Annotated in this window: 21 protein-coding genes and 1 pseudogene; 12 read left to right on the forward strand and 10 right to left on the reverse strand. The window is 73.1% G+C overall.

The genetic code is table 11. From position 1 onward, the window contains the following. Positions 1-171: 171 nt before the first annotated feature. From LIU39_RS23100 to LIU39_RS23110, 3 genes are all read right to left on the reverse strand, one after another. Positions 172-633 carry an RpiB/LacA/LacB family sugar-phosphate isomerase gene (locus tag LIU39_RS23100; RefSeq protein WP_227048766.1) on the reverse strand — a complete coding sequence of 154 codons (462 nt, stop codon included), beginning with the start codon at positions 631-633 and terminating at the stop codon, positions 172-174. A 62-nt stretch (positions 634-695) separates the two neighbouring features. Continuing rightward, positions 696-1,469: a triose-phosphate isomerase family protein gene (locus tag LIU39_RS23105; RefSeq protein WP_227048767.1), complete on the reverse strand. Its 774-nt coding sequence runs from the start codon at positions 1,467-1,469 to the stop codon at positions 696-698. 504 nt (positions 1,470-1,973) lie between these two features. After that, positions 1,974-2,921, reverse strand: coding sequence for an aminoglycoside phosphotransferase family protein (locus tag LIU39_RS23110; protein WP_227048768.1), 948 nt, complete (start codon positions 2,919-2,921; stop codon positions 1,974-1,976). 112 nt (positions 2,922-3,033) lie between these two features. Here LIU39_RS23110 and LIU39_RS23115 point away from each other — a divergent pair, with 112 nt between their 5' ends. From LIU39_RS23115 to LIU39_RS23150, 8 genes are all read left to right on the forward strand, one after another. Further along, on the forward strand, positions 3,034-4,224 hold the full coding sequence (locus tag LIU39_RS23115) for a CapA family protein (protein WP_227048769.1): 1,191 nt from the start codon (positions 3,034-3,036) through the stop codon (positions 4,222-4,224). Positions 4,225-4,394: 170 nt separating this feature from the next. Further along, positions 4,395-5,018 carry a TetR/AcrR family transcriptional regulator gene (locus LIU39_RS23120; protein WP_227048770.1) on the forward strand — a complete coding sequence of 208 codons (624 nt, stop codon included), beginning with the start codon at positions 4,395-4,397 and terminating at the stop codon, positions 5,016-5,018. 289 nt (positions 5,019-5,307) lie between these two features. Further along, entirely contained in the window at positions 5,308-6,522 is a 1,215-nt protein-coding gene (locus LIU39_RS23125; RefSeq protein WP_227048771.1) for a cytochrome P450, read from the forward strand. A 78-nt stretch (positions 6,523-6,600) separates the two neighbouring features. Next, the gene (locus LIU39_RS23130) at positions 6,601-6,795 is read left to right on the forward strand and encodes a ferredoxin (protein ID WP_227048772.1); all 195 of its coding nucleotides are present in this window, start codon (positions 6,601-6,603) and stop codon (positions 6,793-6,795) included. Beyond that, positions 6,792-8,078: an NAD(P)/FAD-dependent oxidoreductase gene (locus tag LIU39_RS23135; protein ID WP_227048773.1), complete on the forward strand. Its 1,287-nt coding sequence runs from the start codon at positions 6,792-6,794 to the stop codon at positions 8,076-8,078. Before LIU39_RS23130 ends, LIU39_RS23135 begins: the two co-directional genes overlap by 4 nt. 49 nt (positions 8,079-8,127) lie before the next feature. Beyond that, positions 8,128-10,599 (forward strand): excinuclease ABC subunit UvrA, encoded by a 2,472-nt coding sequence (locus tag LIU39_RS23140; RefSeq protein WP_227048774.1) that lies wholly within the window; start codon positions 8,128-8,130, stop codon positions 10,597-10,599. Between the two features lie 55 nt (positions 10,600-10,654). After that, on the forward strand, positions 10,655-10,867 hold the full coding sequence (locus LIU39_RS23145; RefSeq protein WP_227048775.1) for an EF-hand domain-containing protein: 213 nt from the start codon (positions 10,655-10,657) through the stop codon (positions 10,865-10,867). A 139-nt stretch (positions 10,868-11,006) separates the two neighbouring features. Continuing rightward, positions 11,007-11,525 (forward strand): LysE family transporter, encoded by a 519-nt coding sequence (locus LIU39_RS23150; RefSeq protein WP_227048776.1) that lies wholly within the window; start codon positions 11,007-11,009, stop codon positions 11,523-11,525. On the opposite strand, the gene LIU39_RS23155 is transcribed toward LIU39_RS23150, so the two are convergent. Then, positions 11,490-13,871 (reverse strand): GH92 family glycosyl hydrolase, encoded by a 2,382-nt coding sequence (locus LIU39_RS23155; RefSeq protein WP_227048777.1) that lies wholly within the window; start codon positions 13,869-13,871, stop codon positions 11,490-11,492. The two genes, LIU39_RS23150 and LIU39_RS23155, sit on opposite strands and share 36 nt — an antisense overlap. Positions 13,872-14,311: 440 nt before the next feature. On the opposite strand from LIU39_RS23155, the pseudogene LIU39_RS23160 reads away from it, so the two are divergent. Then, positions 14,312-14,779: pseudogene (locus LIU39_RS23160) on the forward strand (hypothetical protein). 127 nt (positions 14,780-14,906) lie between these two features. Here LIU39_RS23160 and LIU39_RS23165 read toward each other — a convergent pair. From LIU39_RS23165 to LIU39_RS23180, 4 genes are all read right to left on the reverse strand, one after another. After that, positions 14,907-16,349 (reverse strand): amino acid permease, encoded by a 1,443-nt coding sequence (locus LIU39_RS23165; RefSeq protein WP_227048778.1) that lies wholly within the window; start codon positions 16,347-16,349, stop codon positions 14,907-14,909. Between the two features lie 135 nt (positions 16,350-16,484). Next, positions 16,485-16,700 (reverse strand): dodecin, encoded by a 216-nt coding sequence (locus LIU39_RS23170; protein ID WP_227048779.1) that lies wholly within the window; start codon positions 16,698-16,700, stop codon positions 16,485-16,487. Between the two features lie 96 nt (positions 16,701-16,796). Beyond that, positions 16,797-17,258 carry a universal stress protein gene (locus tag LIU39_RS23175; RefSeq protein WP_227048780.1) on the reverse strand — a complete coding sequence of 154 codons (462 nt, stop codon included), beginning with the start codon at positions 17,256-17,258 and terminating at the stop codon, positions 16,797-16,799. A gap of 78 nt (positions 17,259-17,336) precedes the next feature. Next, on the reverse strand, positions 17,337-18,029 hold the full coding sequence (locus tag LIU39_RS23180) for a PAS domain-containing protein (RefSeq protein WP_372464023.1): 693 nt from the start codon (positions 18,027-18,029) through the stop codon (positions 17,337-17,339). Between the two features lie 205 nt (positions 18,030-18,234). Here LIU39_RS23180 and LIU39_RS23185 point away from each other — a divergent pair, with 205 nt between their 5' ends. Continuing rightward, positions 18,235-21,405 carry a bifunctional cytochrome P450/NADPH--P450 reductase gene (locus LIU39_RS23185; RefSeq protein ID WP_227048782.1) on the forward strand — a complete coding sequence of 1,057 codons (3,171 nt, stop codon included), beginning with the start codon at positions 18,235-18,237 and terminating at the stop codon, positions 21,403-21,405. A gap of 124 nt (positions 21,406-21,529) precedes the next feature. Then, entirely contained in the window at positions 21,530-22,708 is a 1,179-nt protein-coding gene (locus tag LIU39_RS23190) for an FAD-dependent monooxygenase (RefSeq protein ID WP_227048783.1), read from the forward strand. Positions 22,709-22,792: 84 nt separating this feature from the next. On the opposite strand, the gene LIU39_RS23195 is transcribed toward LIU39_RS23190, so the two are convergent. Next, positions 22,793-23,305, reverse strand: a complete 513-nt coding sequence (locus LIU39_RS23195) for a DUF2165 domain-containing protein (protein ID WP_227048784.1) — start codon at positions 23,303-23,305, stop codon at positions 22,793-22,795. Between the two features lie 222 nt (positions 23,306-23,527). On the opposite strand from LIU39_RS23195, the gene LIU39_RS23200 reads away from it, so the two are divergent. Then, positions 23,528-24,565 carry a phosphatidylinositol-specific phospholipase C domain-containing protein gene (locus LIU39_RS23200; RefSeq protein WP_227048785.1) on the forward strand — a complete coding sequence of 346 codons (1,038 nt, stop codon included), beginning with the start codon at positions 23,528-23,530 and terminating at the stop codon, positions 24,563-24,565. 51 nt (positions 24,566-24,616) lie between these two features. Here the strand turns inward: LIU39_RS23200 and LIU39_RS23205 are convergent, their stop codons facing one another. After that, positions 24,617-26,101, reverse strand: a complete 1,485-nt coding sequence (locus tag LIU39_RS23205) for an eCIS core domain-containing protein (protein ID WP_227048786.1) — start codon at positions 26,099-26,101, stop codon at positions 24,617-24,619. Between the last annotated feature and the right edge of the window lie 104 nt (positions 26,102-26,205).

Genomic DNA, 26,205 nt, shown 5'->3' on the forward strand with positions numbered 1-26,205 from the left:
GGTACGCTGGACGGCGTCCGTCGCCAGCACCCGTGCGGCGTCGACCGCGCGGCGGTCGGCGGCGCTCCGGACGAAGCCGCCGGGGTCCTGGGCGTCCTGCGCCGCGGGTGACGCCGGAGTCGTGGTGCTCACCGTGGATCGGCTTCCTTCCGGGCGGTGGCGGGCGAACCGTCAGGCGGCGCGCAGGTTGCGCGACTCGACCTGCTTGATCTTCTCGACCTTGGGCGCCGAGCCGCCGCCGGCGAACTCGGAGACCAGCCAGTGCTCCAGGCACACCAGCGCGGCCTCCACGCCCATCGTGCGGTTGCCGAAGCAGGCGATCTGCGCGTCGTTGGACTTGCGGGCCCGCTCGGCGCTGTAGCTGTCGGGAATCTGCGCGGCACGGATGCCGGCGACCTTGTTCGCGGCGATGGCCATGCCGATGCCGGTGCCGCAGATCAGCACGGCCCGCTCGTGCTCGCCGCGGGCCACGCTCTGCGCGACGCGCTCGGCGACGTCCGGGTAGTCCTCGGACGGGGCGGCGCTCATGTCCGTGACCGGGAATCCGCGGTCGGTGAGGTAGGCGGCCATGGCGTCCTTCATGACGATGCCTGCGTCGTCGGCGCCGATCGCGATGCGGTAGGTGTCCTGCACGGTGGTCTCCTCGGGTTCCGGGGCCGTGGGGCCCGGGGGCTGGGCGGTACGGCGGACGGCTGTCAGCTGCCCGCGATCTCTTCGATGACCTTGCGCAGGCCCTCGGTGTCGTGGGCGAGCCGGCCGAGGAACAGGCCGTCGACGGCGCCGGCCAGCTCGGTGTACGTGCCGGGGCCCGCGGTGCCGCCGTAGATCAGCCGACCGCGCACGTCGTGGTCGCGCAGCGCGCCGCGGATGGCGGCGGCGACCGCGCGGACGTGACCGGCGGGTGCTGCCTCGCGGGCGCCGATCGCCCAGACCGGCTCGTACGCGATGACGACCTCGCTGCCGGGCGCCGCACCGCAGAGCGCGGCCCGTACCTGCGTCAGGGTCTCCTCGACGGCCCCGTCGAGGGTGTCCGCACGGCGCTCGCCCGCGCAGATGACGGGGATGAGTCCTGCGTGGGTGGCCGCCCGGGTCTTGGCGGCGACCGTCTCGTCGGTCTCGCCGAAGTGCCGGCGGCGCTCGGCGTGGCCGACCTCGACGTACCTGGCACCGGTCTCGGTGAGCATTCCGGCGGAGACCTCGCCGGTCCAGGCGCCGGTCTCGGCCCAGTGCACGTCCTGCGCGCCGTAGCGGACACCGGTGCCGGCCAGCAGCTCGCGGGCGTCCGCCAGCGCGGGGAAGGCGGGCAGCACGAAGAGGTCGACGGGGCGGGGGAGCGTGGCCAGGGTGCCGTTCAGCGCGGCCACGTCCGCGAGCCAGGCCCGGGTCTGCGCCAGGCCGAAGTACAGCTTCAGCGAGACACCGACCACCGGGCGGGTGGCCTCGGTGGACGTCGAGTTCTCAGGGATCACGTCGTTCATGGTGCTTCAAACACAATCACATGTGAAGTTCTCAAATCAAGACGTGAACTTCACAGATGTCTGTGATTTTTGGGGGCGGCGAGAAGGGCGCCTGACATGCCCCCCGAGCCGTGATGACCCGCGTTTCTCAGCCCGGCAGACCCACCGGGGTGCCGGGGCGTTCGCCGTGACGGGCGCGATGTACGGCTCGGGGCGGTCGCCGCGCGCCGTGATCAGCGCCGTGGCGCCCTTCGGCAGGGCGAGACGGCGCGTGCCCCCACCCAGGTCCTCGTGCCGCACAGGCCACCCGTGCGTGTCGCGTACATCGACCGGCCCGGCCGGCGGCGAGTGCCGCACCATGCACGGGCCGACAGGAGAGAAGCGGACCCCATTCGACGGAGAGGCACCCGACGAGCGTGGGGCGATCCCGGGGGAGTGGCAGGGTCAGGGGGAGTCCGACGAGAGGTGTCGGGCGGGATCGCGTGGCAAGTCCTCGGACGGATGGTGGTCCGACGCTCAGCAGCCGGCCAGGTCCGCCAGTATCCGGGCCTGCGCCAACTCCTCGGACCCGCCCGTGACATCGTCGTGATCGGCGCTGTGCAGTGCGCTCTCCACGCTCCGCGCCACCGCCCAGGCGGCCAGCCGTGCCGGGTCCTCGTCCAGTGCGTCGGCCAGCAGGGCGCAGCGGTCGCGCAGCAGCGGCCGCGGGTCCTCGCGGGTGAACGGGTCGTCGATCTGGGCCAGCAGCGGCCACGGGTCGTAGGCCGGGTCGCCGGTCATCGGCTTGGGATCGATCGCCAGCCAGGGACTGCGCCGCGCGGCGAGCACATTGCCGGGGTTGGCGTCGCCGTGCACCACGACCTCGCGGCGGGCGCCGGCCGGCAGCGTGCGCAGCAGCCGCGCGCCCAGCTCCACCAGGCCCGGGTCGTAGCCGGGCCGCAGCCGCAGCATCCGTTCCTGCACCAGATCGGCCCACTCGGCGCAGACCAGCTCCACCGGCTCCAGGACACCGTCGGGCGGTGCGGGCGCCGACCACAGTGCGCGCAGCACGCCGGCGGCGAGGACGAGCCGGTCTTCGGGCGGCAGCGCCGCTGTGGCGAGCGTGGTGCCGGGCGTGCAGCGTTCGATGAGCAGCGCCCCGCGGTCGCGGTCGTGGCGCAGCAGTCGCACGGCGCCGCTGCCGTCCCAGGCGCACAGCCCCGGCGCCTCGCCTTCGGCCTCGCGGTGCGGCCAGGTGACCTTGAGTACGGCCGAGGTGCCGTCCGGGAGTTCGGCGGGCGCCACCCAGGCGCAGGTGCCGCCGTCGAAGGGAGCGCCGAGGCGCAGTTCCCAGCGCTCCTCGACGGCCCTGACCAGGCCCGGCAGCCGGTCGAGCCAGGCCCGCCCGGAGGCGGTGCGGCCCATCTGCCGGATCACGGACAGCCGGGCGGGAAAGCGGTCGTCATCGGGCCGGGTGCGCTCCATCGGGGCAGCGTAGCGGCGCCGGTGGAGCACGCGACCGGCCGTACGGGGGATAACGCGGGACACCAGCGGACGGCGGTGATTTCCGTCCGGTTGATGCTGGTATGCCTCGCTCATGAGTGCGTATACCAGGTATGCAGCGGCCGTCCTGCTCGCCGGTCTCGCGGTCGGCTGCGCCGCCGGGCCCGAGGCGCCGCAGCCGCCGCCGTCCCTGCGGGCCACACCCGGCGGGCACGCCGGCGCCCCCGCGCCCGCCGAGCGCGCGGAGCCCCCGGGGCCTGCCGAGCCCGACAAGCAGCCCTTCACCCTCGTCGCGTCCGGTGACGTCCTCGCGTCGTACGCGACGGTGCTGAGCACCGCGCAGCAGGACGCGTCGGGCACCGGATACGACTACCGGCCGATGCTGAAGGGCATCAAGCCGGTCATCTCCTCGGCGGACCTCGCGCTGTGCCAGCTGGCGACGCCGCTCGGCCCGCTGGAGGGCCCGTTCGCCAGCGGCCGCGACTTCCTGGCGCCGCCCCAGGTGGCCACCGCACTCAAGGACGCCGGCTTCGACTCCTGCGCGACCGCGTCCGCGCACAGCCTGGACCGTGGTGCCGAGGGCGTCGGCCGCACGCTGGAGGCCCTGGACACCGTCGGGCTGCGGCACGCCGGTACGGCCCGCAACGTCGCCGAGGCGTCCCGCCCGGCGCTGCTGACGGCCGGCGGCGGGGCCCGGGTCGCCCAGCTCTCGTACACCCTGGGCGTGCAGGGCGGGGGCCGGGCGGCCGCCGCGCCGTGGGCGGTGAACCTGGCCGACGAGCAGCGGATCATCGCCGACGCCCGCGCGGCCCGCCGGGCCGGCGCCGACCTCGTCGTGGTCAGCGCCCACTGGGGCACCGAGTACCGCACCGAACCCGACCCGCAGCAGACCGAGCTGGCCCGCGTGCTCACCGCGTCGGAAACCGACGGGCGCCCCGACATCGACCTCATCGTCGGCAGCCGCGCGCGCACCCCGCAGCCGTACGAGAAGGTCAACGGCACCTGGGTCGTCTACGGCCTCGGCAACCAGATCGCCGGCACCATGAAGAAGCCGCAGGGCGACTGGGGCACCATCGCCCGCTTCCATTTCGCGCCGCCCGAGCAGGACGGGGAGCGCTGGCAGGTCACCCGCGCCGAGTACGTCCCGCAGCTGATCACCCGCGAGGAGCCGCTGCGCACCGTCGATCTCGGCCGCACGTCAGGGCACGCGAAGGAGCGCAAGGCGATCACCGCGGCCGTCCTGAGCAGGGACGCGGCGGCCGAAGGTCTCAAACAGGGCAAGTGACCGTCCGCGGGCGGTGCGGTCCCTGGTGTCCGCGGCGCTCCGCACCCTTCGCGTCGGGCGACCGGACTTTACGGACATGCCCTCGCGGACGCCGGGCCGCCACGGTGTGAAACCCTGGTGGCCGCGGCAGGGCGTCGCGAGCAGCGGACTGGGGAGAGGACCGGCGGGCAGTGAGCGGGAATGCGGCCACCCGGGCCAGGAATCCACGCGGTCAGGGCGACCGGCTGCGGGAGGAACTGCTGCGGGCCACCGAGCGCCTCCTGGAGCAGGTCGGCAGCGAGGACGCGCTGTCGCTGCGCGCGGTCGCCCGCGAGGCGGGGGTCGCCGCGCCGAGCATCTACCGCCACTTCGCGGACAAGACCGAGCTGGTCTGGGCGACCCTGGAGATCAGCTTCGAGCGGCTGGCACGCGCGATGTCCGAAGCGGCCGGGCAGGCCGGGACCGATGCCGACCCGGTGGCCAGGCTCCGCGCCCAGCTGCGCGCCTACTGCCACTACGCCGTCCAGCACCCCGCCACCTACCGCCTGCTCTACGAGACCCGGCAGACGCCGGTCGGCCCCGAGCGGCTGGCCGGGCACCCGGCAGGTCTTGTGGTGCGCAGCTGGCACGACGCGCTGACGGCCTGCGAGGACGCCGGCTGGCGGGTCCGCTGTTCGCGCTCCGAGGCCCCGTACATGCTGTGGTCGTCGGTGCACGGCCGGGTGATGATCTGGCAGGTCATGCCGAGCCGCAAGGACGCCAGTCGGCTGGACCGGTTCGTCGACGAGGTCCTGCACCTGCTCCTCGAACGCTGACGGTGACGCGGGGCCCGCCCCATGTCACCGCCGTCTCCGCGTCACCGTCGTCTCCGGGCTGATCGTTCCCGGCCGCTTTTTGCGCCCTGCGGCCTTCTCCTGCCGTTCGCCCCCCCACGCCCGCCTTGTCCTGCTGTGGTGCGGTTTCCAGTGGTTCCCGCCTCCGAGCGCTCTCCCTTCCCGTGCCCCCGGCCCGTTTACCTGCTCATTACGGTTGTAAGTTTACGGTTGTTAGGCGAACGATCGACTCAAGTCGCACACCCCTGCCGGTGTGCGCCCGAGGAGCGAGATGACTCTTTCCGCCGCCGCACCGGCGCCCCTTCCCGTCCAGCCGCCGAGCGGCTGCCCCTTCGACCCGCCGCCGGAGTTCAGCGCCCTGCGCACCGAGGAGCCGATCACCAAGATCTCGCTCGCGGACGGCAGTTGGGCCTGGCTCGCGACCCGCTACGCGGACATCCGCGCGATCCTCGGCGACCTCCGCTTCAGCTCCGACACCACCCTCGCGGGCTACCCGCTCAGCGGCATGACCGGCGGCGCCACCGCCGGCGAGCACCGCGGCTTCATCCGCATGGACCCGCCCGAGCACTCCCGGCTGCGCCGGATGGTCACCCGCGAATTCATGGTCAAGCGGGTCGAGGCGCTGCGCCCGGAAATCCAGCGCATCACCGACGAACTGTGCGACGCGATGGAGCGCGAGCAGGGCCCGGTGGACCTCGTCGAAGCCCTCGCGCTGCCCGTGCCCTCGCTCGTCATCAGCCTGCTGCTCGGCGTCCCCTACGACGACCACGGCCTCTTCCAGCGGCTGACCGGCACGCTGCTCTCGCGCACCGTCGCGGATGACGAGCGGGCCCTCGCGCGCACCGAACTGCGCGGCTACCTCGACCGGTTGGTCACGGCGAAGGAGGCGGCGCCCGGCGACGACATCCTGAGCCGGCTCATCGTCGAGCAGCAGCGGACCGGCGAGATCACCCATGACGACGTGACCTCGTTCGCCGCCCTGCTGCTGATCGCCGGACACGAGACCACCGCCAACATGATCGGCCTCAGTGCCCTCACCCTGATGCGGGACGAGGAGTCCGCGGGCCGGCTGCGCGAGGACCCGGCGCTGATCCGCGGCGCCGTCGAGGAACTGCTGCGCTTCCACAGCATCATCCGCAACGGACCGCGCCGGGTCGCCACCGCCGACATCGAGATCGACGGGCACCTCATCCGGACCGGCGAGGGTGTCGTCGTCGCCGTGCCGTCCGCCAACCGGGACGAGGACGTCTTCCCCGACGCCGGCCGCCTCGACGTCTGCCGGCCCAACGCCCAGCACCACGTCGCCTTCGGCTACGGCATCCACCAGTGCCTCGGCCAGGCGCTGGCCCGCGTCGAACTCCAGGTCGTCATCGGCACGTTGCTGCGCCGCTTCCCCGCGCTGCGGCCCGCCGTGCCGGTCGACGAGATCCCGTTCCGTACCGACATGTCGATTTACGGCTGTCACGCCCTGCCCGTCACCTGGTGACATGGGGCGGTACCACCCGCCCGTGCCGCCCCGACCGACCGCATCCGCACACCGAGCAACCCCCACGGGAGCCCTGCCATGAAGATCACCATCGATGCCGACAAGTGCTGCGCCGCAGGCCAGTGCGTGCTGATCGCCCCCGAGGTCTTCGACCAGCGTGACGAGGACGGTGTCGTCGTCGTGCTCGACGACGCGCCGCCCGCCGACCAGCACGACGCGGTGCGCGAGGCGGCCGCGATCTGCCCCGCCGCCGTCATCGAGCTGCACGCATGACCGCCCTGCCCCTCGCCGTGGTCGGCGCGTCGGCCGCCGGGCTCGCCGCGGCCGAGGCGCTGCGCCGCTTCGGCTGGACCGGGCCGCTGACCCTGATCGGCGACGAAGCGCACCTGCCCTACGACCGGCCGCCGCTGTCCAAGCAACTGCTGCACGGCACCTGGGAGGCCGAGCGGCTGCTGCTGCGCAGCACCGAACAGCTCGACCCGCTCGGCCTCGACCTGCGGCTCGGCACCCGGGCGACCGGCCTGGACGCCGCCACCCGCACCCTCACCCTGGACGGCGGCGAACGGCTCCGCTGCGCCGGAGTGATCATCGCGACCGGCGTCGCCGCCCGCACCCTGCCGGGCGCCGCGGACATCGACGGCGTGCTCACCCTGCGTACCCTCGACGACGCGCTGGCCCTGCGTGCCCGGATGACCGGCGGCGGCCGCCGCCTCGTGGTCGTCGGCAACGGCGTCCTGGGCTGCGAAGCCGCGGCCGTGGCACGCGAGTTGGGGCACGAGGTCACCCTCATCGGCCGCGACCCGGTACCGATGTCCCGCGCCGTAGGGCCCGGCGTCGGCGCACTGCTCGCCGAGGAGCACCGGGCGCGCGGCGTACGGCTGCTCACCGGCGCCGTCGACGGCTTCGAGACCGAACCGGGAAGCACGGACGAGGGCGCGCGGCTGACCGGCGTACGGCTCGCGGACGGCAGCCTGCTGCCCGCCGACACGGTGCTGCTGGCCATCGGCTCCGAACCCGCCGTCGGCTGGCTGCGCGGCGAGACGGCACTGGACACCACCGACGGGCTGCGCTGCGACGCGTACTGCGCGGCGGCCCCCGGCATCTACGCCGCGGGCGACGTGGCCCGCTGGGACCACCCCGTCCACGGCGCACCGCTCCGCTTCGAGCACCGCATGAACGCCACCGAGCAGGGCATGGCCGCCGCCCGCAACCTCCTGGCCGAACTGGCCGCCGAGACGCCGCAGTCCGCGGCGCCCGACACCCCCGCCCAGGAACGCCGCCCGTTCGCGCCGGTGCCGTACTTCTGGTCCGACCAGTACGGCATCAAGCTCCAGGCGTACGGGCTCACGGCAGGCGCCGACCAGGTCGAGACCACCGTCATCGACCCCGCCGAGCACCGCACCGTCGCCCTCTACGGCAGGGGCGGCACCGCCACCGGTGTCCTGGCGGCCGGACTCCCGCCGCGCCAGGTCAGGGCGCTGCGCGCGGTGATCGCCACCCCGCTCCCGTGGGAGGAGGCACGCGAGCGGGTCAGGGCCGCGACCGCCGCCGGCTGAGCGGCCGGGCCGCCCGCAACCCCGAGCGGCCGTGCCCGATCATGGAGGGATGACCGACTCGTACGTACGGGTGCGCGGCGCCCGTGAGCACAACCTCCGCAGCATCGATGTGGACATCCCGAGGGACGCGCTGGTCGCGTTCACCGGGGTGTCCGGATCGGGCAAGTCCTCACTCGCCTTCGGCACCCTCTACGCCGAGGCGCAGCGCCGCTACTTCGAGTCGGTCGCCCCCTACGCCCGCAGGCTGATCCACCAGGTCGGCGCGCCCAAGGTCGAGGAGATCACCGGCCTGCCGCCCGCCGTCGCCCTGGAACAGCGGCGCTCCGCGCCCACCTCGCGCTCCTCCGTCGGCACCGTCACCACCCTCTCCAACTCGCTGCGGATGCTCTTCTCGCGGGCCGGTGACTACCCCGAAGGCGTATCCGGACGGCTCGACTCCGACGCCTTCTCGCCCAACACCGCGGCCGGCGCCTGCCCCGCCTGCCACGGCCTCGGCCGCGTCCACCGCGTCACCGAGGACTCCCTCGTCCCCGACCCCTCGCGCACCATCAGGGACGGCGCCGTCGCCGCCTGGCCCGGCGCCTGGCAGGGCAAGAACCTCCGCGACATCCTCGCCGCACTCGGCCACGACATCGACCGGCCCTGGCGCGAGCTGCCGCAGGCCGACCGCGACTGGATCCTGTTCACCGACGAGCAACCTGTCGTCACCGTCGAGCCGGTCCGCGACGTCGGCCGCATCCAACGCCCTTACCAGGGCCGGTACATGAGCGCCAGGCGCTATGTGCTGCACACCTTCGCCGACTCCAAGAGCGAGACGCTGCGCACCCGCGTCCGCGGCTTCATGGTCGCCGAGCCCTGCCCGTCCTGCGCCGGGCGGCGGCTGCGCCCCGAAGCGCTCGCCGTCACCTTCGCAGGACATGACATCGCGTCCCTGGCCGCCCTGCCGCTGACCGCGCTGGCCGGGCTGCTGCGCCCCACGGCCGACGCGCCGGACGACGGCGTGGCCCCGACGCTCGCCCGCGACCTGGTCGCCCGGATCGGCGTGCTCACCGAACTGGGCCTCGGCTACCTGAGCACCGACCGGCCCGCGCCCACCCTCTCGGCAGGCGAACTCCAGCGCCTGCGGCTCGCCACCCAGCTACGGTCCGGGCTCTTCGGCGTCGTCTACGTCCTGGACGAGCCGTCCGCCGGACTCCACCCGGCCGACACCGAGTCGCTGCTCACCGTGCTCGGCAGGCTCAAGGAGGCGGGCAACTCGCTGTTCGTCGTCGAGCACGACATGGACGTGGTGCGCAGCGCCGACTGGCTCGTGGACGTCGGCCCGCACGCCGGCGAGCTGGGTGGACGGGTGCTGCACAGCGGCCCGGTCGCAGGGCTCGCCGACAGCGCCGAGTCCGCCACCCGCAGATTCCTCTTCGACCCGCCGCCGCTCCCGGACCGCGCGCCCCGCACCCCCGCGGGCACCGTCCGGCTGCGCGGCATCGCCCTGCACAATCTGCGCGGCTTGGACGCCGACTTCCCGCTCGGCGTCTTCACCGCGGTCACCGGCGTCTCGGGGTCGGGCAAATCGACCCTGGTCACCCGGGTACTCGCGGATGCCGTGCGGGATCATCTGGGCGCGTCCGACGGGCAGTCGGGCGCGGGCGAGGCGGCCGACACGGGGGGCGCGGCCGAGGACCCGGAGGTCAGGGCCCGGCTCGGCGGCGTCGATGGCCTGGACGCCGTCGACCGGCTGGTCCGCGTCGACCAGAAGCCGATCGGCCGCACCCCGCGCTCCAACCTCGCCACCTACACCGGCCTGTTCGACGCCGTCCGCAAGCTCTTCGCCGCCACCGACGAGGCCCGCGCCCGCGGCTACACCGCGGGCCGGTTCTCCTTCAACGTCACCTCCGGACGCTGCGAGACCTGCCAGGGCGAGGGCTTCGTCGCCGTCGAACTCCTCTTCCTGCCCGGCACCTACGCACCCTGCACCGCCTGCCACGGCGCCCGCTACAACCCGGAGACGCTGGAGATCACCCACCGCGGCCACACCGTCGCCGACGTCCTGGAGATGACCGTCGACACCGCCGCAGCCTTCCTCGCCGACGTGCCCGCAGCCGCCCGCAGCCTGCGCACCCTCAAGGACGTGGGCCTGGGCTATCTGCGGCTCGGCCAGCCCGCCACCGAACTCTCCGGCGGCGAGGCCCAGCGCATCAAGCTCGCCACCGAACTCCAGCGAGCCCGCCGCGGCCACACCCTCTATCTCCTCGACGAGCCCACGACCGGACTGCATCCGGCCGACACCGAGGTGCTGCTGCGCCAGCTGCACGGCCTGGTGGACGCCGGGCACACCGTCGTGGTCGTCGAACACGACATGGGGGTGGTCGCGGGCGCCGATCACGTCATCGACCTCGGGCCGGGCGGTGGCGCGGACGGCGGCCTGATCGTGGCGGCCGGTACGCCGGCCGAGGTGGCGGCCGCCGGGGAGGGCCGCACGGCGCCCTATCTGGCCCGGTGGAGGGCCCGCCAGGACACGGCCTGACCGTCGGTTGACCTACGCAGGTCACATCACCGGCAAGGCGAAGGGGGCACCTCTCGTGGCAGACATCGAGAAGGCCAGGGAGCAGTTCGAGCGGTTCGACGCGGACCAGGACGGCCTGGTCACACCGGACGAGTTCAAGCGCGCGATGGCCGAGATGGGCGACCCTTTCGTCACCGGCCCGATAGCCGAGTCGGTCATCAGGTCCAAGGACAGCGACGGCGACGGCCGGATGTCGTTCGACGAATTCTGGGCCGCGCTCCAGGGCTGACGGCCGGTCACACCCCCTTGCCGGCCGTCCCGGCCTCGTCGCCCGCGGCCGCGCGCAGTGCCGCGAGACCGCGGGCGACCGGCGGCTGCCGCTCACTGCCGCGGCGCACGGCCGCCACGAACCGCCGTACCGGGACCGGATGTCCGCGCAGCGGCACCCGTACGACGGGACCGCCGGTCTCTACGCCCTGCTCGCGGTGGCCGGCGGCACCGCGCTCTCGCACGCGCTCACCCCGGTGGCGGGCCCGCTGCGCATCGCCGCCGCCGTCATCCTGCTCGCCATGGCGCTCCGCACGGCCGTACGGGCGGTGCGGACCCGCGGGGCCGAGCCGGAAGGCGCGGGCCGGGACGTCCTGGGACGCCCCGGCCGGGCCTGTCTCGCTTTCCTGGGGCTGACGTTGGTCAATCCCTGGGCGATCCTCTACTTCTCCGCGCTGGTGCTCGCCGGCGGTACCGGGGCAGGCGGCCTCGGTACCGCCCGGGGCGCGGCCTTCGTGGCTGCCGTGATCACCGCGTCCGCGAGCCGGCAGCTGTTCCTGGCCGCCGGGGGAGACGCCCTGGGCCGGGTGCTGACCGGCGCACGGGGGCGGGTCGCCACGGCGGTGGTGTCCGCCGTGGTGATCTCAGCCCTGGCGGTCGGCCTGCTGTGCGCCGGCTGACGCGCCCACCGGCGGTGGCGCGTCGTGGTCGCCGGTGCCCCAGCCGGACGGCTCGGTGCCCACGGTGAAGGCCAGTTGGCGGCCCGAGCGCAGGTCGTCGGTGGTCAGGTACGTCCGGTTCTGAGCGTGGCCGTCGAGGGTCACCGACTGCACGTAGCGGCGGGTGGTGGAGGTGCCGGGTGCCGTGACGGTGAAGTGGCCCGCCGGGTAGAAGCGCCGGTCCAGCGCCAGGTCCACCCGGTCGAAGACCGGCGTGCTCAGCCCCCAGCTGTCGGTGCCGGGCTGCACGGGGAACACCCCGATCGACGACAGCACCATCCACGCCGACATCGTCCCCAGGTCGTCGTTCCCGGTCATCCCGGACGGGGTGTCGGTGAACAGGGTCAACGCGGCATGCACCACGTCCGTGGTCTTCCAGGGCTTCCCGGTCGAGAGATAGGTGTACGGCGCGATCAGATCCGGCTCGTTCTGCGGGTTGTACTTGTCCGCGTTGTAGTAGTCGTACGGGCCGTTGACCCATACCTCACGGGCCGTCCTCTCCGGGTCCTTGAGCAGCTTCGGGTAGGCGAAGAACGCGTCCAGTCGCGCGTCCGCCTTCTCCCTGCCGCCGATCAGGCCGATCATCCCGGGCAGGTCCTGCGGCACCATCCACTGGTACTGCCAGGACGTCCCCTCGTGGAAGCCCTCACTCTTGGCCGGGTCGGCGGGCCCGGTGAAGGCACCCTGCGCGTCGCGGGCCCGGAAGAAGCCGGTCGACGGGTCGAAGATGCGGCGGTAGTTCTGGGCCCTGGCCGCGTACCGGTCGGCGTCCGCGCGGTGCCCCAGATCGCGCGCCATCTGGGCCAGCACGGCGTCCGACAGCGCGTATTCGAGGGTCGCCGACGCGCCGTGGTCGAAGTCCGAGTCGCCGGGCTTGGTGTGCGCGCGGCCCTTGATGTACGGCGCGAAACCGTGCTTCAGATAAGGGACGTTGGCCTCCCGGCCGACCGCGGGCGAATCGGCCGGCGGCACCCCGTCGGCGTTCTTCCGCAGCGCCGCGTACGCCTCCTCCTCGTGGCCCTTGAGCAGCCCCTGCTGATAGGCGTTGGTGAGGAACGGGGTGACCGGGTCGCCGGTCATGATGTTCGTCTCGACGGTGCCGTAGCCCCACTTGGGCAGCCAGCCGCTCTCCTTGTCGATCCGCAGCACCGACAGCGCCATGTCACGGGACTCGCGCGGGGCAAGCAGCGACAGCAGTTGCGCCTGGGTGCGGTAGGTGTCCCACAGGGACCAGTTCTGGTAGTACGTGAAGCCGCGTGCCCGGTGGGGCTTTTGGTCCCAGCCGGTGTAGCGGCCGTCCACGTCGTTGCCGATGTTCGGTGCGAGGAAGGACCGGTAGAGCGAGGAGTAGAAGGTGCGCCGCAGCGTCGTGCCGCCGCCCTGGGTGGCGACCCGGCCGAGACGCCGCTGCCAGGCCGCGTCGGCGGCGGCCTTCGTCCGGTCGAAGGAACTGCCGCCCTCCGCGCGGAGGTTGCGGGCCGCGCCCGCCGCGTCCACGTAGCTGATCGCGGTGGTCGCCTCCACCGTGCGGTCCTTGCGGGTGTCGAAGCGGGCGTAGGCGCCGTGCCTGCCGGTGGCCGTGGAGCCCTTGGAGCCGGGCCGCACCGTGTCGCCCTCCCAGGTCCCGTAGGACGCGAAGGGCCGGTCGAAGCGGGTGAGGGTGTGGACGGTGTACGGCTTGGTGTCCTGGCAGAAGCCGTGGCCGGTGACGGAGGTGCGGATGGTGTGCGAGTCGAGCACCTCGACCCGGGTGGAGGTCACCTTGTGCAGCGCCTGCCCCGCGTTGAGCAGCACGTTGGCCTTGCCGGTCGCCGGGAAGGTGTAACGCTGCCTGCCGGTACGGGCGGTGGCGGTCAGCTCCGCCTCGATGCCGCCGTACGACGTCAGGCCGACACGGTAGTAGCCGGGGCGCGCGGACTCGTCGTCGTGGCGGTAGGCCGCGGCGTACTTCGCGTAGTCGGTCTCGGTGATGTCGCCGGTCGTCGGCAGTACCGGCAGGTCGCCGCCGAGGCCGCAGCCGACGCCGGAGATGTGCACCGCGCTGAAGCCGCGGATGTGGTCGTCGTCGTAGTCGTAGCCGGTGGTGTGGCCGGTGTCGGGGGAGAGCTGCACCATGCCGAACGGTACGGCGGCGCCCGGGTAGGTGTTTCCGTCGTCGCGGCTGCCGATGAACGGGTTGACCAGGTCGGTGAGCGGGCCGCCCGGGGACTCGGCCTGCGCGGCGGGTGCGGTGAGCGCGCCCCCGATGAGCGCGGCCGCCAGCACCGCGCCCGCGGTACGCAGCCGGGTGCGACTGAGCCATGGCATGGGTCGGGACCTCCGAAGTCGTCGCTGCGCGGCCATCCGCCGGGGGAGCACGGCCCGGAGAGTGCCGACAACGTTGTCAGGGGCGCGCTCATTCTTGGGGTCGGCCAGGTGCACGTCAAGAGGGCGTGTGGGGTGACGCCGCCTCCCGCGCCGCCCGCTTATTTGACGATGACACGTCAAGAATCTTGAGGTGTCTCCCTTGCTCTCTTCGGGGGCCCGTGCCTCAATGGTCAGCGCTTCAGGTCGCTGACCACCCATCAGATCCCGGGTGGCCGCCACAGGACCGCGCCGCGGCCCCGTGGGACGCCCTGCCGTTCCCCTGGGCCCTGTCGTCGCACTCCCGCCTGCCCTCCGGCAGACGACGCGAGTGCGACGACAGGACCCAGCCCCCGACGGCCGGCGCCGGCCTGCCCTCTTCCCCTCACGAAGGCGGATCCCCCATGAGACACGGCACGCTCGGATTCGGTACCGCACTCGCCGTCGGCACGGCCCTCGCCTGCACCCTCGCCATGGCGCCGGCCGCGGGCGCGGTGACGCCCGACACCGCCACCATCGGCTTCGACTGCGGCAGTTACGGCTCGGGCACGGCGACGCTCACCGCCACCTAGGACGGCACCGCCGCCACCATCAGCGTGTCCACGTCGGCGATCACCGCACCCCTCGACGTCGGCGCGGGCGCGGTCACCTCCACCCTCACGATGGCCAAGAACGGCTCGGGCACCGCCACCTTCAGCGGCAGCGACAACCCCGCGATCCCCTCCGGCAGCGCCGTCTCCACCGGCCCCCTCACCGGTACGGTCGCCGCCGGCGACAGCCTCGAAGCCACCTCGCTGAAGGTCGTGGTCTTCGGCATCACCGCCACCTGCAAGGCCACCTCGGCCCAGACCCCGGGCCCGTTCGTCTTCTGACACGACGGAGGCGGGCCGCCGGCTTCCTGCCCGGCGGTCCGCCTCATGGCGTGTCCGATGGATCGCCGTGGCGTCGCGGCCACCCATCGGACGCGCCCCTGGTACGGCCGTTCCCCAGGAGGACGGCTCACCCCGTGCCCTCCTCCTGCGCCGCGCGCCGCTCGGCCTTGGCCACCTCGGAACGCCGGTAGGAGTAGCCGAAGTAGATGACGAGACCGACCAGGAACCACACCACGAACCGCACCCAGGTCTGCCACTCCAGGAACGTGATCAGCCAGAGCGAGAAGAGCACGCCGAGTGCAGGGACCACCGGCATGCCCGGCGTGCGGAACGTCCGCGGCAGGTCGGGGCGCTTGTAGCGGAGCACGATCACCGCGATGCAGACCACCACGAAGGCCAGCAGAATGCCGATGTTCGTCAACTCGGCGGCCTCGCCGATCGGCAGGAACCCGGCAATCGCCGCCGAGGCCGCGCCGACGATCCAGGTCACCCGGGTCGGCACGTGCCGGGTGGGGTGCGTCTTGGCGAACCACTTCGGCAGCAGCCCGTCCCGGCTCATCGAGAACCACACCCGGGTCACCCCGAGCATGAACGTGAACATGACCGTCAGAATGCCGATGATGGCGCCGACCGCGATGACGTCCGCGAGGCTGCCGAGCCCCACCGACTTGAACGCCGACGAGAATCCGCTCTCCGGGTCGATGTCCTTGTAGTTCTGCATGCCCGTCAGGACCAGGCAGGCCAGCACGTACAGCACCATCGAGATGACCAGCGAGTAGATGATCGCCTTCGGCATGTGGCGCTGCGCGTCCTTGGACTCCTCGGCCGCCGTGCTCATCGCGTCGTATCCGAAGACCGCGAAGAAGACGGTGGCCGCGCCGGTGAACGCGCCGCTCACCCCGAACGGGAAGAAGGGCGAGTAATTGCCGGTCTTGATGTGGAAGAACCCGACCGCGATCACGCCGACGACCACCAGGACCTTCAGGCCCACCACGATCATCTCGAACCGCGCCGCGCTCTTGATGCCCAGTGTCAGCAGATACGCGATCAGCAGGCAGAGGATCAGCGCGAACAGGTCCACCCGGTGTCCTGGGCCGGTACCGGGAGCGCCCAGCATCCAGGCGGGCAGATCCGCCCCCAACTGGCCGACCAGGAAGCCGAAGTAGCCGGAGATGCCGATCGCGACGACCGCCACGATCGCGGTGTACTCCAGCAGCAGGTCCCAGCCGATGAACCAGCCGGCCAGCTCGCCGAGTACCGCGTAGCCGTACGTGTAGGCCGAGCCCGCCTTCGGGATGAGCCCGGCGAACTCGGCGTAGGAGAAGGCCGCGGCGGCGCTCGCGATCCCCGCGATCAGGAAGGAGATCAGGACGGCGGGCCCGGCCTTGCCGCCTGCGACGGTCCCGGCCAGCGTGAAGATGCCCGCGCCGATGATGCCGCCGACGCCGATGGCGGTCAGCTGCCACAGCCCGAGCACGCGGGTGAGCTGCTGGGCGGAGCCGCCTTCCGCCTCTTCGATGTGTTCGATCGGTTTCCGGCGCAGTACGCCGTGACCCGCGCGCAGACCCATGCCTGACCTCCGTGCCGCCGTCGTAGCCTGACGGCGGACCATCATGGACCGTCGACGGCCCCTTCGGAAGATGAACTCCCCGCGGATCCGGCGGGCGGCTTTGGGGAGTTCACCGTGGCGACGCGCGGCAGGGCGTCAGCCGGCGTCCTCCAGCCGGAAGCCGACCTTGAGGCCGACCTGGTAGTGCTCGATCTCGCCGTCGACGATGTGGCCGCGGACCTGGACCACTTCGAACCAGTCGAGATTGCGCAGGGTCTGCGAAGCGCGCCGGACACCGTTGCGGATCGCGATATCGACACTCTCGTGGGAGGTGCCCACGATTTCGGTCACCCGGTACGTGCGGTCGGTCACGGTGCTCTCCCTCGCCGGGGCGGCGCTCCGCCCGTGCACCTCCCACGGTGCCTCAGCACGGGGCCGCCCACCAGCGGAGCGGTCCGCTCAGCGGCCCTACGGGACGACCGTGACCGGCCAGCGCCCGGCCTTGACCAGACGGACCGCGACCGAGCCCATGATGCGGTGCCCCGCCGACTCGGACGCGCCCACCACTACCGCGTCGGCCCGCAGCTCGTCGGCCATCTGCACCATGCCCGCGTACGGATCCCCGCGCAGGGTGTGGAACTCCCACCGCAGGTCGTACAGCCCCTGGAACCGTTCGGTCGAGCTGCGGATCTCGGCCATCAGCTCCTCGGCCACCTCGTTGGTGACGTCCATGACCGGCGCCCCCATCGTCGCGCCGGCCGGCAGCACCGGCTGGACGTAGACGAGCGCCAGCATGGAGCCCTGGCGGCGGGCCAGACCTGCCGCGTAGGAGGCGGCACGCCATGACGAATCCGAGCCGTCGACGCCGACGACGATCACCTTCGGGCCGTCCGTTCCGCGCTCGAAGGGCGCGGGCTGCTTTTCCTGCACACCAGGGAGGTTATCCGTACGTGCGTCCGAGCACGCCGCGGGGCCGCGCCGGGGCACGCGGACGGCTCAGAGCCCGTGTCAGGCCGGCTCCGGTGGCCAGCTGCCCGGAGCCAGCACGCCCAGCACGTACGCCCTGGCGACCAGCGCGGTGCGGCCCTGCACCCGCCAGCGGCGGGACAGTCGCGACAGGTGGTAATTGACGCCGTCCACGGTCAGGCCCAGCGCCGTGCCGATCGACGCGGTCGTGGCGCCGCCGGCCGCCAGCGCCAGGATCCGGGCCTCGACCGGACTGGCCCGGCCGCGCGGCGGGGGCGGCGGCGCGGTGTCGCGCACCCGCAGCAGTGCCAGCAGGGCGGGCGGCCGCACCGACGGGTCGCCGACCGGATCGACCGTCAGCTCGCCCTCCCGCTCAAGATCCTGTGACCTGTCCCGCCAGCGCACCGCCACCGGATAGCGCGACCTGCGGCCCGCCCGGAGCGCCTCGGTCAGCCGGTCGAGCTGGGCGGTGTCACGGGGGTGGAAGAGGTCCAGCAGATTGCGGCCCGGCAGCCGGCCCGGGGCCGTGCCCCACTGCGCGGCCATCGCCGGATTGGCGATCAGCACCTTGCCGTCCGCCCGGCACACCGCGATCGGCATGGGGATGCGGTCGAGGAGGATGAGGAAATAGTTGCGCCAGGGGCCGTCCCGGTACGCGCCGCCCGTACCAGGGTGCGGCGCTGCCGGATCCTGGTGGCCCCCGCCGGGCACGGTGCCGTCGTCCGGGCCGCACATCGCGTCGCCCTCCGGGTCGTCCGGCCACGCGCCCAGGGGATGCCGCGGCCCGTCGCATCCGGCCGTGTCCGCGCCGGTTCCGTCGTCCATGGCCCCTCGTCCGACCCTTCTCCGGCCCGCCGCAAGACCCGGCGGGAAGAATTCACTGCACAATCATGCAGCCGACCGGCCGTGACCTGCACACCGGGCCCATCACGCTGGAGACATGACCGACACGATCGCGCTCCACGACGACGCACCCGCAGGCGACGACGGCATACCGGTCGCCGACATCTCGGCGGCCGGGCTCTCCTCGACGCCCGTCCAGACGACCATGGATCTCGCCCGTACCCACGGCCCGGTGTTCAAGCGCAAGCTCAACGACCGGGAGACGATTTTCCTCTCCTCGCTCGATCTGGTCACCGAGGTCGCGGACGAGACCCGGTTCGCCAAGGGCGTGTCGGTCGTCCTGGAGGACGTACGGGAGTTCGCCGGTGACGGACTGTTCACCGCGTACAACGACGAGCCCAACTGGGCCAAGGCGCACGCCGTCCTGATGCCGGCCTTCGCGCTCGGCTCGATGCGCACCTACCACCCGGCCATGCTCAAGGTCGCCCGCCGCGTGATGGCCGCCTGGGACCGCAGGGCGGCCGACGGCACCGCAGCCGATGTCGCGGACGACATGACCCGGATGACCCTCGACACCATCGGACTGGCCGGATTCGGCTTCGACTTCGAGTCGTTCGCACGCGAAACCCCGCACCCGTTCGTCGAGTCGATGGTGCGCTGCCTCCGGTGGAGCATGACGAAGTTCGCCCGCGAGCCCGGCACCGACCATGCCGCCGACGACGCCGCCTTCCGCGTCGACGCCGACTACCTCGCGTCCGTCGTCGACGAGGTCATCGAGGCCCGCACCGCGAGCGGCGTCAGCGGCGACGACGACCTCCTCGGCCTGATGCTCGGCGCCTCGCAGGGGACGGACGCCGGGCCCGCGCTCGACCTCGCCAACATCCGCAACCAGGTCATCACGTTCCTGATCGCGGGCCACGAAACCACCTCGGGCGCCCTGTCCTTCGCGCTGTACCACCTGCTCAAGGACCCGGTCGCGCTGCGCATGGTCCAGCGCGAGGCCGACGAACTCTGGGGCGACGAGACCGACCCCGACCCGTCCTTCGAGGACATCGCCCGGCTGCCGTTCACCCGCCAGGTCCTCAACGAGGCGCTGCGGCTGTGGCCCACCGCCGCGGCCTTCACCCGCCAGGCCCGCACCGACACCCTGCTCGGCGGCCGCTACCCGGTCCGCGCCGGGCAGCAGGTCACGGTGCTCACGCCGATGCTGCACCGCGACCCGGTGTGGGGCGACAACCCCGAACTGTTCGACCCGTCCCGCTTCTGCCCCGAGGCCGAGGCGGCCCGCTCCCCGCACGCGTACAAGCCGTTCGGCACCGGTGAACGCGCCTGCATCGGACGGCAGTTCGCGCTGCACGAGGCCACCATGCTGCTCGGCCTGCTGGCCCACCGCTACCGGCTGATCGACCACGACGACTACCAGCTGCGCATCAAGGAGACGCTCACCCTCAAGCCGGACGGCTTCACGCTGCGCCTCGCCGCCCGCACCCCCGCCGACCGCGCCGCGGTGCGCGCCGCCCTCGCGGTGCTCCCCGGAGGCACGCCGGACGCCGACGCGGCGCCCACAGCCGACGAAGGGCTGCCCACCCGCGTCCCGCAGGGCACCGGGCTGCTGCTGTTGCACGGCACCAACTACGGCACCTGCCGCGAGTTCGCCGAGCGCCTCGCCGACGAGGCCACCGGGCTCGGCTTCGACACCGCCGTGGCACCGCTCGACGCGTACGCGGGCGCACTGCCCGCCGACCGCCCCACCGTGATCGTCGCCGCCTCCTACAACGGACAGCCCACCGACGACGCGGCCGCCTTCGTCCGGTGGCTGGACACCGCGCCCGACAGGGCCGCCGACGGAGTGTCGTTCGCGGTGCTCGGTGTCGGCGACCGCAACTGGGCGGCGACCTACCAGCACGTGCCCCTCCGGATCGACGACCGGCTCGCCGCGCTCGGCGGCGAACGGCTGCTGCCCCGCGCCGAAGCCGACGCGTCCGGCGATCTCACCGGCGCCGTCAAGGAGTTCGGCGCCGCGCTGCGCACCGAACTGCTGACCCGCCTCGGCGACCCGGCGAGCATCGGCGCGAGCGCCCCGGCCGACGAGAACGCCTGCTGCACCGTCACCGAGATCACCGGCGGCCCGCTGGACGCGCTCGCCGCCCGGCACGACGTCGTCCCGATGACCGTGACCGAGGCGTACGACCTGACCGCCCCCGGCAGGCCGCGGCCCAAGCGGTTCCTGCGGATAGCACTGCCCGACGGCACCTCCTACCGCACCGCCGACCACCTCGCGGTCCTGCCGGTCAACCCGCCTGCCGCCGTCGACCGCGCCGCGCGCGCAGTCGGCGTCGACCCCTGGGCCCTCATCGCGCTGCACGACGGCCGCCCCGGCCGCTCCGCGCTGCCCGTCGACCGGCCGCTGACCGTACGCGAACTCCTCACCCACCACCTGGAGTTGGGCGCGAGGCCCGCTCCCGGCGACCGGGTGAGGCTGGCGGCGCTCAACCCGTGCCCGCCCGAGAAGACCGCGCTGGAGAACCTCCCCGACGACGACCCGCGCACCCTCATCGACCTCATCGAGGCCCACCCCGCGCTGCGCGAGGCCCTCACCTGGCCGGTGATCCTTGACCTGCTGCCGCCGCTGCGCACCCGGCACTACTCCCTGTCGTCCTCGCCCGCCGCCGACCCCCGCCACGCGGACCTGATGGTCTCGCTGCTGCCCGGCGGCACCGGATCGGGACATCTGCACACCCTGCGGCCCGGCGACACCGTCCTCGCCCGCGTACAGCCCTGCCGGGAGGCGTTCCGGCTCGATCCGGCCGACCCCGCCCCCGTCATCATGGTCGCGGCCGGCACCGGCCTGGCACCCTTCCGCGGCGCGGTCGCCGACCGCGTCGCCGCGGGCGCCACGCACCCCGCGCTGCTCTACTTCGGCTGCGACGACCCGGACGCCGACTTCCTGCACGCCGCCGAACTCACCGCGGCCGAAACGGCGGGCGCCATCGCCCTGCGCCCGGCCTTCAGCGCCAGGCCCGAACACGGCAGGCGCTACGTCCAGCACCGCATCGCCGCCGAGGCCGACGAGGTGTGGCAGCTGCTCCAGGACGGCGCGCGGGTGTACGTGTGCGGCGACGGCAGCCGGATGGCGCCCGGCGTACGGGCCGCCTTCCGCGAGGTGCACGCGGCCCGCACCGGCGCGTCCCCGGCGGAATCCGACGCGTGGCTGCGCGAGTTGACCGCGTCAGGCCGCTACATCGAGGACGTCTACGCGGCGGGCTGATCCGCACCCCGGCGCGCTGTTTCCCGGCCGCCCCGGCGGGCCCGCGGGTACGTTGACCCGATATCCGCAGGCCCGCCGGGGCCGCACACCCGCCGGCCCCGGCCGGCCCCGGACAGGGGAGCGCATGACCGAGAAGGCCCTGATCATCGGCGGCGGCATCGCGGGAGCGGTGACCGCGATGGCCCTGCACAAGGCGGGCATCGAGTCGGAGATCTTCGAGGCGTACCCGACCGGCGCCGATGACGTCGGCGCCTTCCTCGTGGTCTTCACCAACGGCCTCGAAGCGCTGCGGGTCATCGACGCACACGGCCCCGTCGTCGACCACTCCTTTCCGGCCCTGCGGGTCGCACTCATCGGCGAGGACGGCGCGCTGCGCGGGGAGCGGCCGATCTCCGGCATCGGCGAGGGCGCCGCGCTCGGCCCCCGCACCCTGCGCCGGGCCACGCTCTACCGCGTGCTGCACGACGAGGCCGCCCGCCGCGGCATTCCCGTCCGGCACGGCAAGCGGCTGGTCGGCGCCGAGACGGTCAGCGGCCCGCACGGCGACCGGATCGTGGCGTCCTTCGCCGACGGCAGCACCGCCGAAGGCGACGTCCTGATCGGCGCCGACGGGCTGCACTCGGCCACCCGCACCCTCATCGACCCGCAGGCCCCGCGGCCCCGCTACACCGGCCAGAACACCGTCTGCGGCTACGCGCACGGCATCGACACCCCGCTCGCGCCCGAGACCTACACCATGATCGCCGGGAAGCGCGCCTTCCTCGGCTGCACCCGGGCCCCCGACGGCGACGTCTGGTGGTTCGCCAACGTCCCCGGCGACGAACTGACCGGGGACGACGCCGCCCGCACCCCCGCCGCCTGGCGCTCCCGCGTGGCCGAGCTCTTCGCGGACGACGCCACCCCGGCCGCCGCCATCGTCCGCGCCACCGGCGACAGCGTCATCGCCTCCAACTCCTACGACCTCGCCACCACGCCCACCTGGCACAACGGCTCCATGGTCATCCTGGGCGACGCCGCCCACGCGGCCGCGCCCAACGCCGCCCAGGGCGCCTCGATGGCCATCGAGGACGGCGTGGTGCTCGGCCGTGCGCTGCGCGACCACGCCGACCCGCGCGCCGCGTTCGCCGCGTTCGATGAACTGCGGCGCGACCGTGTCGAGAAGGTCGTGGCCACCAGCGCGGGCCTGGCCGGACGGGCCGGCACGCCGGACGGCACCCGCGCCCGTGAGGTCGAGGCCCGTCGCGCGGAACGTGGCGGCGCGGGCGCGTCCGACTGGCTGACGGGTTACCGCATCACCTGGTGAGCCGGCCCGCCGGAGCGGGGGAGCGCGTCCCCGGCTCCGGTGCGCCACATCGCTGCCGGAGCCTGTGCGCTCCGGCGCAGACCGTCAGGTCCGCCGCCCCTCCGCCGCCGCGAGCTGCACCACCAGCAGGGCGATGCCCGCGACGGTGAAGTTGCGGGTGGCGGCGTCCGTCCCGTTCCAGTCCTTCGACTGCCACATCGCGAACCACTCACCGCCGACGGCGAGGAATCCGGCCCCGAACAGCACCAGCACCATCAGCAGCCCCAGCGTGGACAGCAGCCGCCCCTTTCCTCCCTCGTGCCGTATCCGTACGGCCCACCACGCCGCTCCCACGGCCAGCAGCAGCGCGGCCGCGGTCTCCCACGCGATGACCGCCAGATACGCCACGTCAGCCGCCCTGTGCGAGGTGATCGCCCGCCACATCAGGTCCTTGTCCTTGAACGTCGTGTCCATGGCCAGGACGTGGCGTACGAACGCCTGGTTCGTGCCGAAGTCGGTGATGTTGCCGAATGCGACCAGCGCCATGTACAGCGCCACTGTTGCGGTCAGCACCACCGCGGCGAGTGGCAGCCCGGTGCGCGGTTTCCGGTCGGTCATGGGTCCTCCAAAGGTCGTCCGGCCCGCGAAGCCGGCCGGTGCAGCCCTGATGGTGCCCCGATGATCATGCCGACGGGAAGCCGGGACGTGCCGGAGCGCGCCGCGACCCGCCCGCCACACCGTCAACTCCCGTACGCTGCTGCCCATTCGGCCGACGGCCGACCGGGCGCGGGACCGCACAGTGTCCGCACGGCCGGGGTTTCCAGACGGAGAGCGGGACAGATGAACAAGGTGCGGTGTGGGGCAGCGGTCGCCGTCGCGGCGGCCGCGCTGATCGTGGTGAGCGCGCCGGCGGGCGCGGAGCCGGCCGCGGCGACGTACGCCGGCAGCACGAGCGTGGGGGTCCACAACGCCTACGAGAAGGACAAGTACCCGTACTTCGCGGACGCGCTGGACTCCGGCGCCGCGCTGCTCGAACTCGACGTCTGGACCAACGGCTTCGGCTCGTCCTGGCGCGTCTCGCACAGCAACCCCCTGGGCAGCAACAGCAACTGCGTCAACGCGTCCCGCGCCTCCGATCTGCGCACCAAGGACCGCAACCAGGACCTCGGCGGCTGCCTCGCCGACATGCGGGCCTGGCACGACGCACACCCGGGCCACCGCCCGATACTCGTCAAGGTCGAGATGAAGGACGGCTTCAACGCCAAGGGTGGCCGGGGCCCCGCCGAGTTCGACGCCCTGGTCCGCCGGCAACTCGGCGACGCCGTCTACGGCCCCGGAGACCTGACCGCCGGGCACGCCACCCCGGACGAGGCGGCGCAGGCCGGCGGCTGGCCCGACCGGTCGGCGCTGGCCGGCAAGTTCCTGATCGAGCTGATCCCCGGCACCGTCGAGGAGAAGAACCCGCTCGACCACCTCTGGACGGACGTCGAGTACGCCACCCACCTCAAGGACCTGGCGGCACAGGGGCAACTGGCCCGGTCGACGGCCTTCCCCGCGGTGCACGGCGCGGCGCCCGGCGACCCCCGCGAGCGGTACCAGGACCGCGCCCTGCGCCCCTGGTTCGTGGTCTTCGACGGCGATGCGGCGACCTACCTCAAGGACGGCATCGACACCGCCTGGTACGACACCCGCCACTACCTTCTCGTGATGACGGACGCGCACAAGGTGCCGCCGGAGATCGACGGCACCCGGCCGACCGAGGCCGCGGCGCTGGCCCGGGTGGGCCAACTCGCCGCCGCCCATGCCAGTTTCGCCACCGCAGACTGGTACCCGCTGCCGTCCGTCCTCCGGACGGTGCAGCCGCGCGGCGGCGCCTGAGGCCGGGCGGCCGGTGCCGGGTGCCCGCGACCACGGCGCCCGGCCGGCGGCCTACTTCTTCAGCTGCGGCCTGCGGCTGAGATACAGCTGAGTGCCTTCGGCGAGGCCGGACGTCACGGCCTGCGGGTTGTTCCTGAGCCACTCAAGGGTGTCGGCCGACGAAGGGATCTGGGGCACGATCTTGTACTGGCTGAGGTAGGCGGCGGTCCGCTCCAGCAGCTTGCTGGAGTTGATGTTGATGGCCGGGCCGAAGGCGGCGAGTATGCCCTTCGGGGTACGCGAGTAGGAGGCGAGGTGCTGGAACTCGATGGCCAGCGCCTTCTGCTCCGGCGAGATCGAGGAACTGCTCAGGGCCGACACCAGAGAGCTGAACGGCTTCTCGTCCACGGCGTAGTGGTCGCCGAGCGCCAGCTTCGCGCCCGCTGCCGCCTCGACGCCGAAGGCCCGCAGCTCGGCGGCCAGGTGGCCGATTTTCTTGTTCTGCTCCGTGTCGTCCGCGTACTTCACCCCCTTGTCGGCGGGGAAGCGCTTGTTGATGAAGTCCACCGCGTGCTGCAGCTCGTGCGTCAGCGTCGTGGCGAACTCCCGCAGTACCGCGGGGCCCGCGCCCTCGGCAGGCGGCTGGATGGCGAGGCTTCCGCTGCCCCCGTCGGCCCTGAACGACGCGCGTGCGCCGCTCACCGACGGCGGCTGCTCCTGGAAGTACACCTCGCGCCCGCCCTGTTCCACCTGCTTGACCAGGTCCAGGAAGGGCGCCTCGAAACCCTCGGCTCCCGCCCCTCGCTCCGTCGGCGGGAAGAGGCTCATGAACTGCTCGTTCTTGATGTACTTCGCCGACCACGCCCCGTATTCGAGCTTGCGCTGCACCGGTCCTGTGCCCGGCGCCTGGGAAGCGGGCTCCGATGCCGGCTCCGCCGCCCGGTCGGCCGCCTGCGGGGCCGGGCCCTGCATGACTTTGGTGGCGTTCTCCTCCGCAGCGCGCTCGTACCGGTCCGACGGATCGCTCATCGTGAGCCCGTCACTGTGGTCCGTCCCCGCCACCGGACCCTGCCGCTGCTGGATGACATGGGTCAGTTCGTGCGCGAGCGTGTGCCGGTCCGCGCCGCCCGACCCGATCACGATGTGGCTGCCCGAGGTGTAGGCGCGGGCGCCGATCTCGGATGCGGAGCGCTGCGCGGTGATGTCGGTGTGCAGGCGTACGTCCGAGAAGTCGGCGCCGAGGCGGGACTCCATCTCCTCGCGGACCGGCCCGTGCAGGGGCTGCCCGGACCCGCGCAGGACGTCGTGGACGGTGGAGCGCTGCACCACGGGCGCCTCCTGGTGACCGCAGCCGGCGCCGTGCCGGTGCCGCGCCTCGTCCACCAGGCGGGCCGCCGCGGCATTGCCGATGCTGCGCTGCAACGCGAACATCGCCGCGGCGGACGGCTCCGCGCCGCCGGTCACGCCGTGGCCGGGCGCAGCGGTGGGCGCGGGCGCACGCGAGGTCCGGCGGAACTCGGCGGTATCGGAACGCTTTCCGGGATCCTGCGCGCGCATGGGGGCCTTTCGGGCGGAGGTACAGCAGCGGTCCCGCCATGCCTACTCCCGCGGGGCCGCATCGGGAAGACCCCGCGGGGCACACCTCGGTGCCCTATCGCGCA

The sequence above is a fragment of the Streptomyces pinistramenti genome, from assembly GCF_020564935.1.
Lineage (GTDB): Bacteria > Actinomycetota > Actinomycetes > Streptomycetales > Streptomycetaceae > Streptomyces > Streptomyces pinistramenti.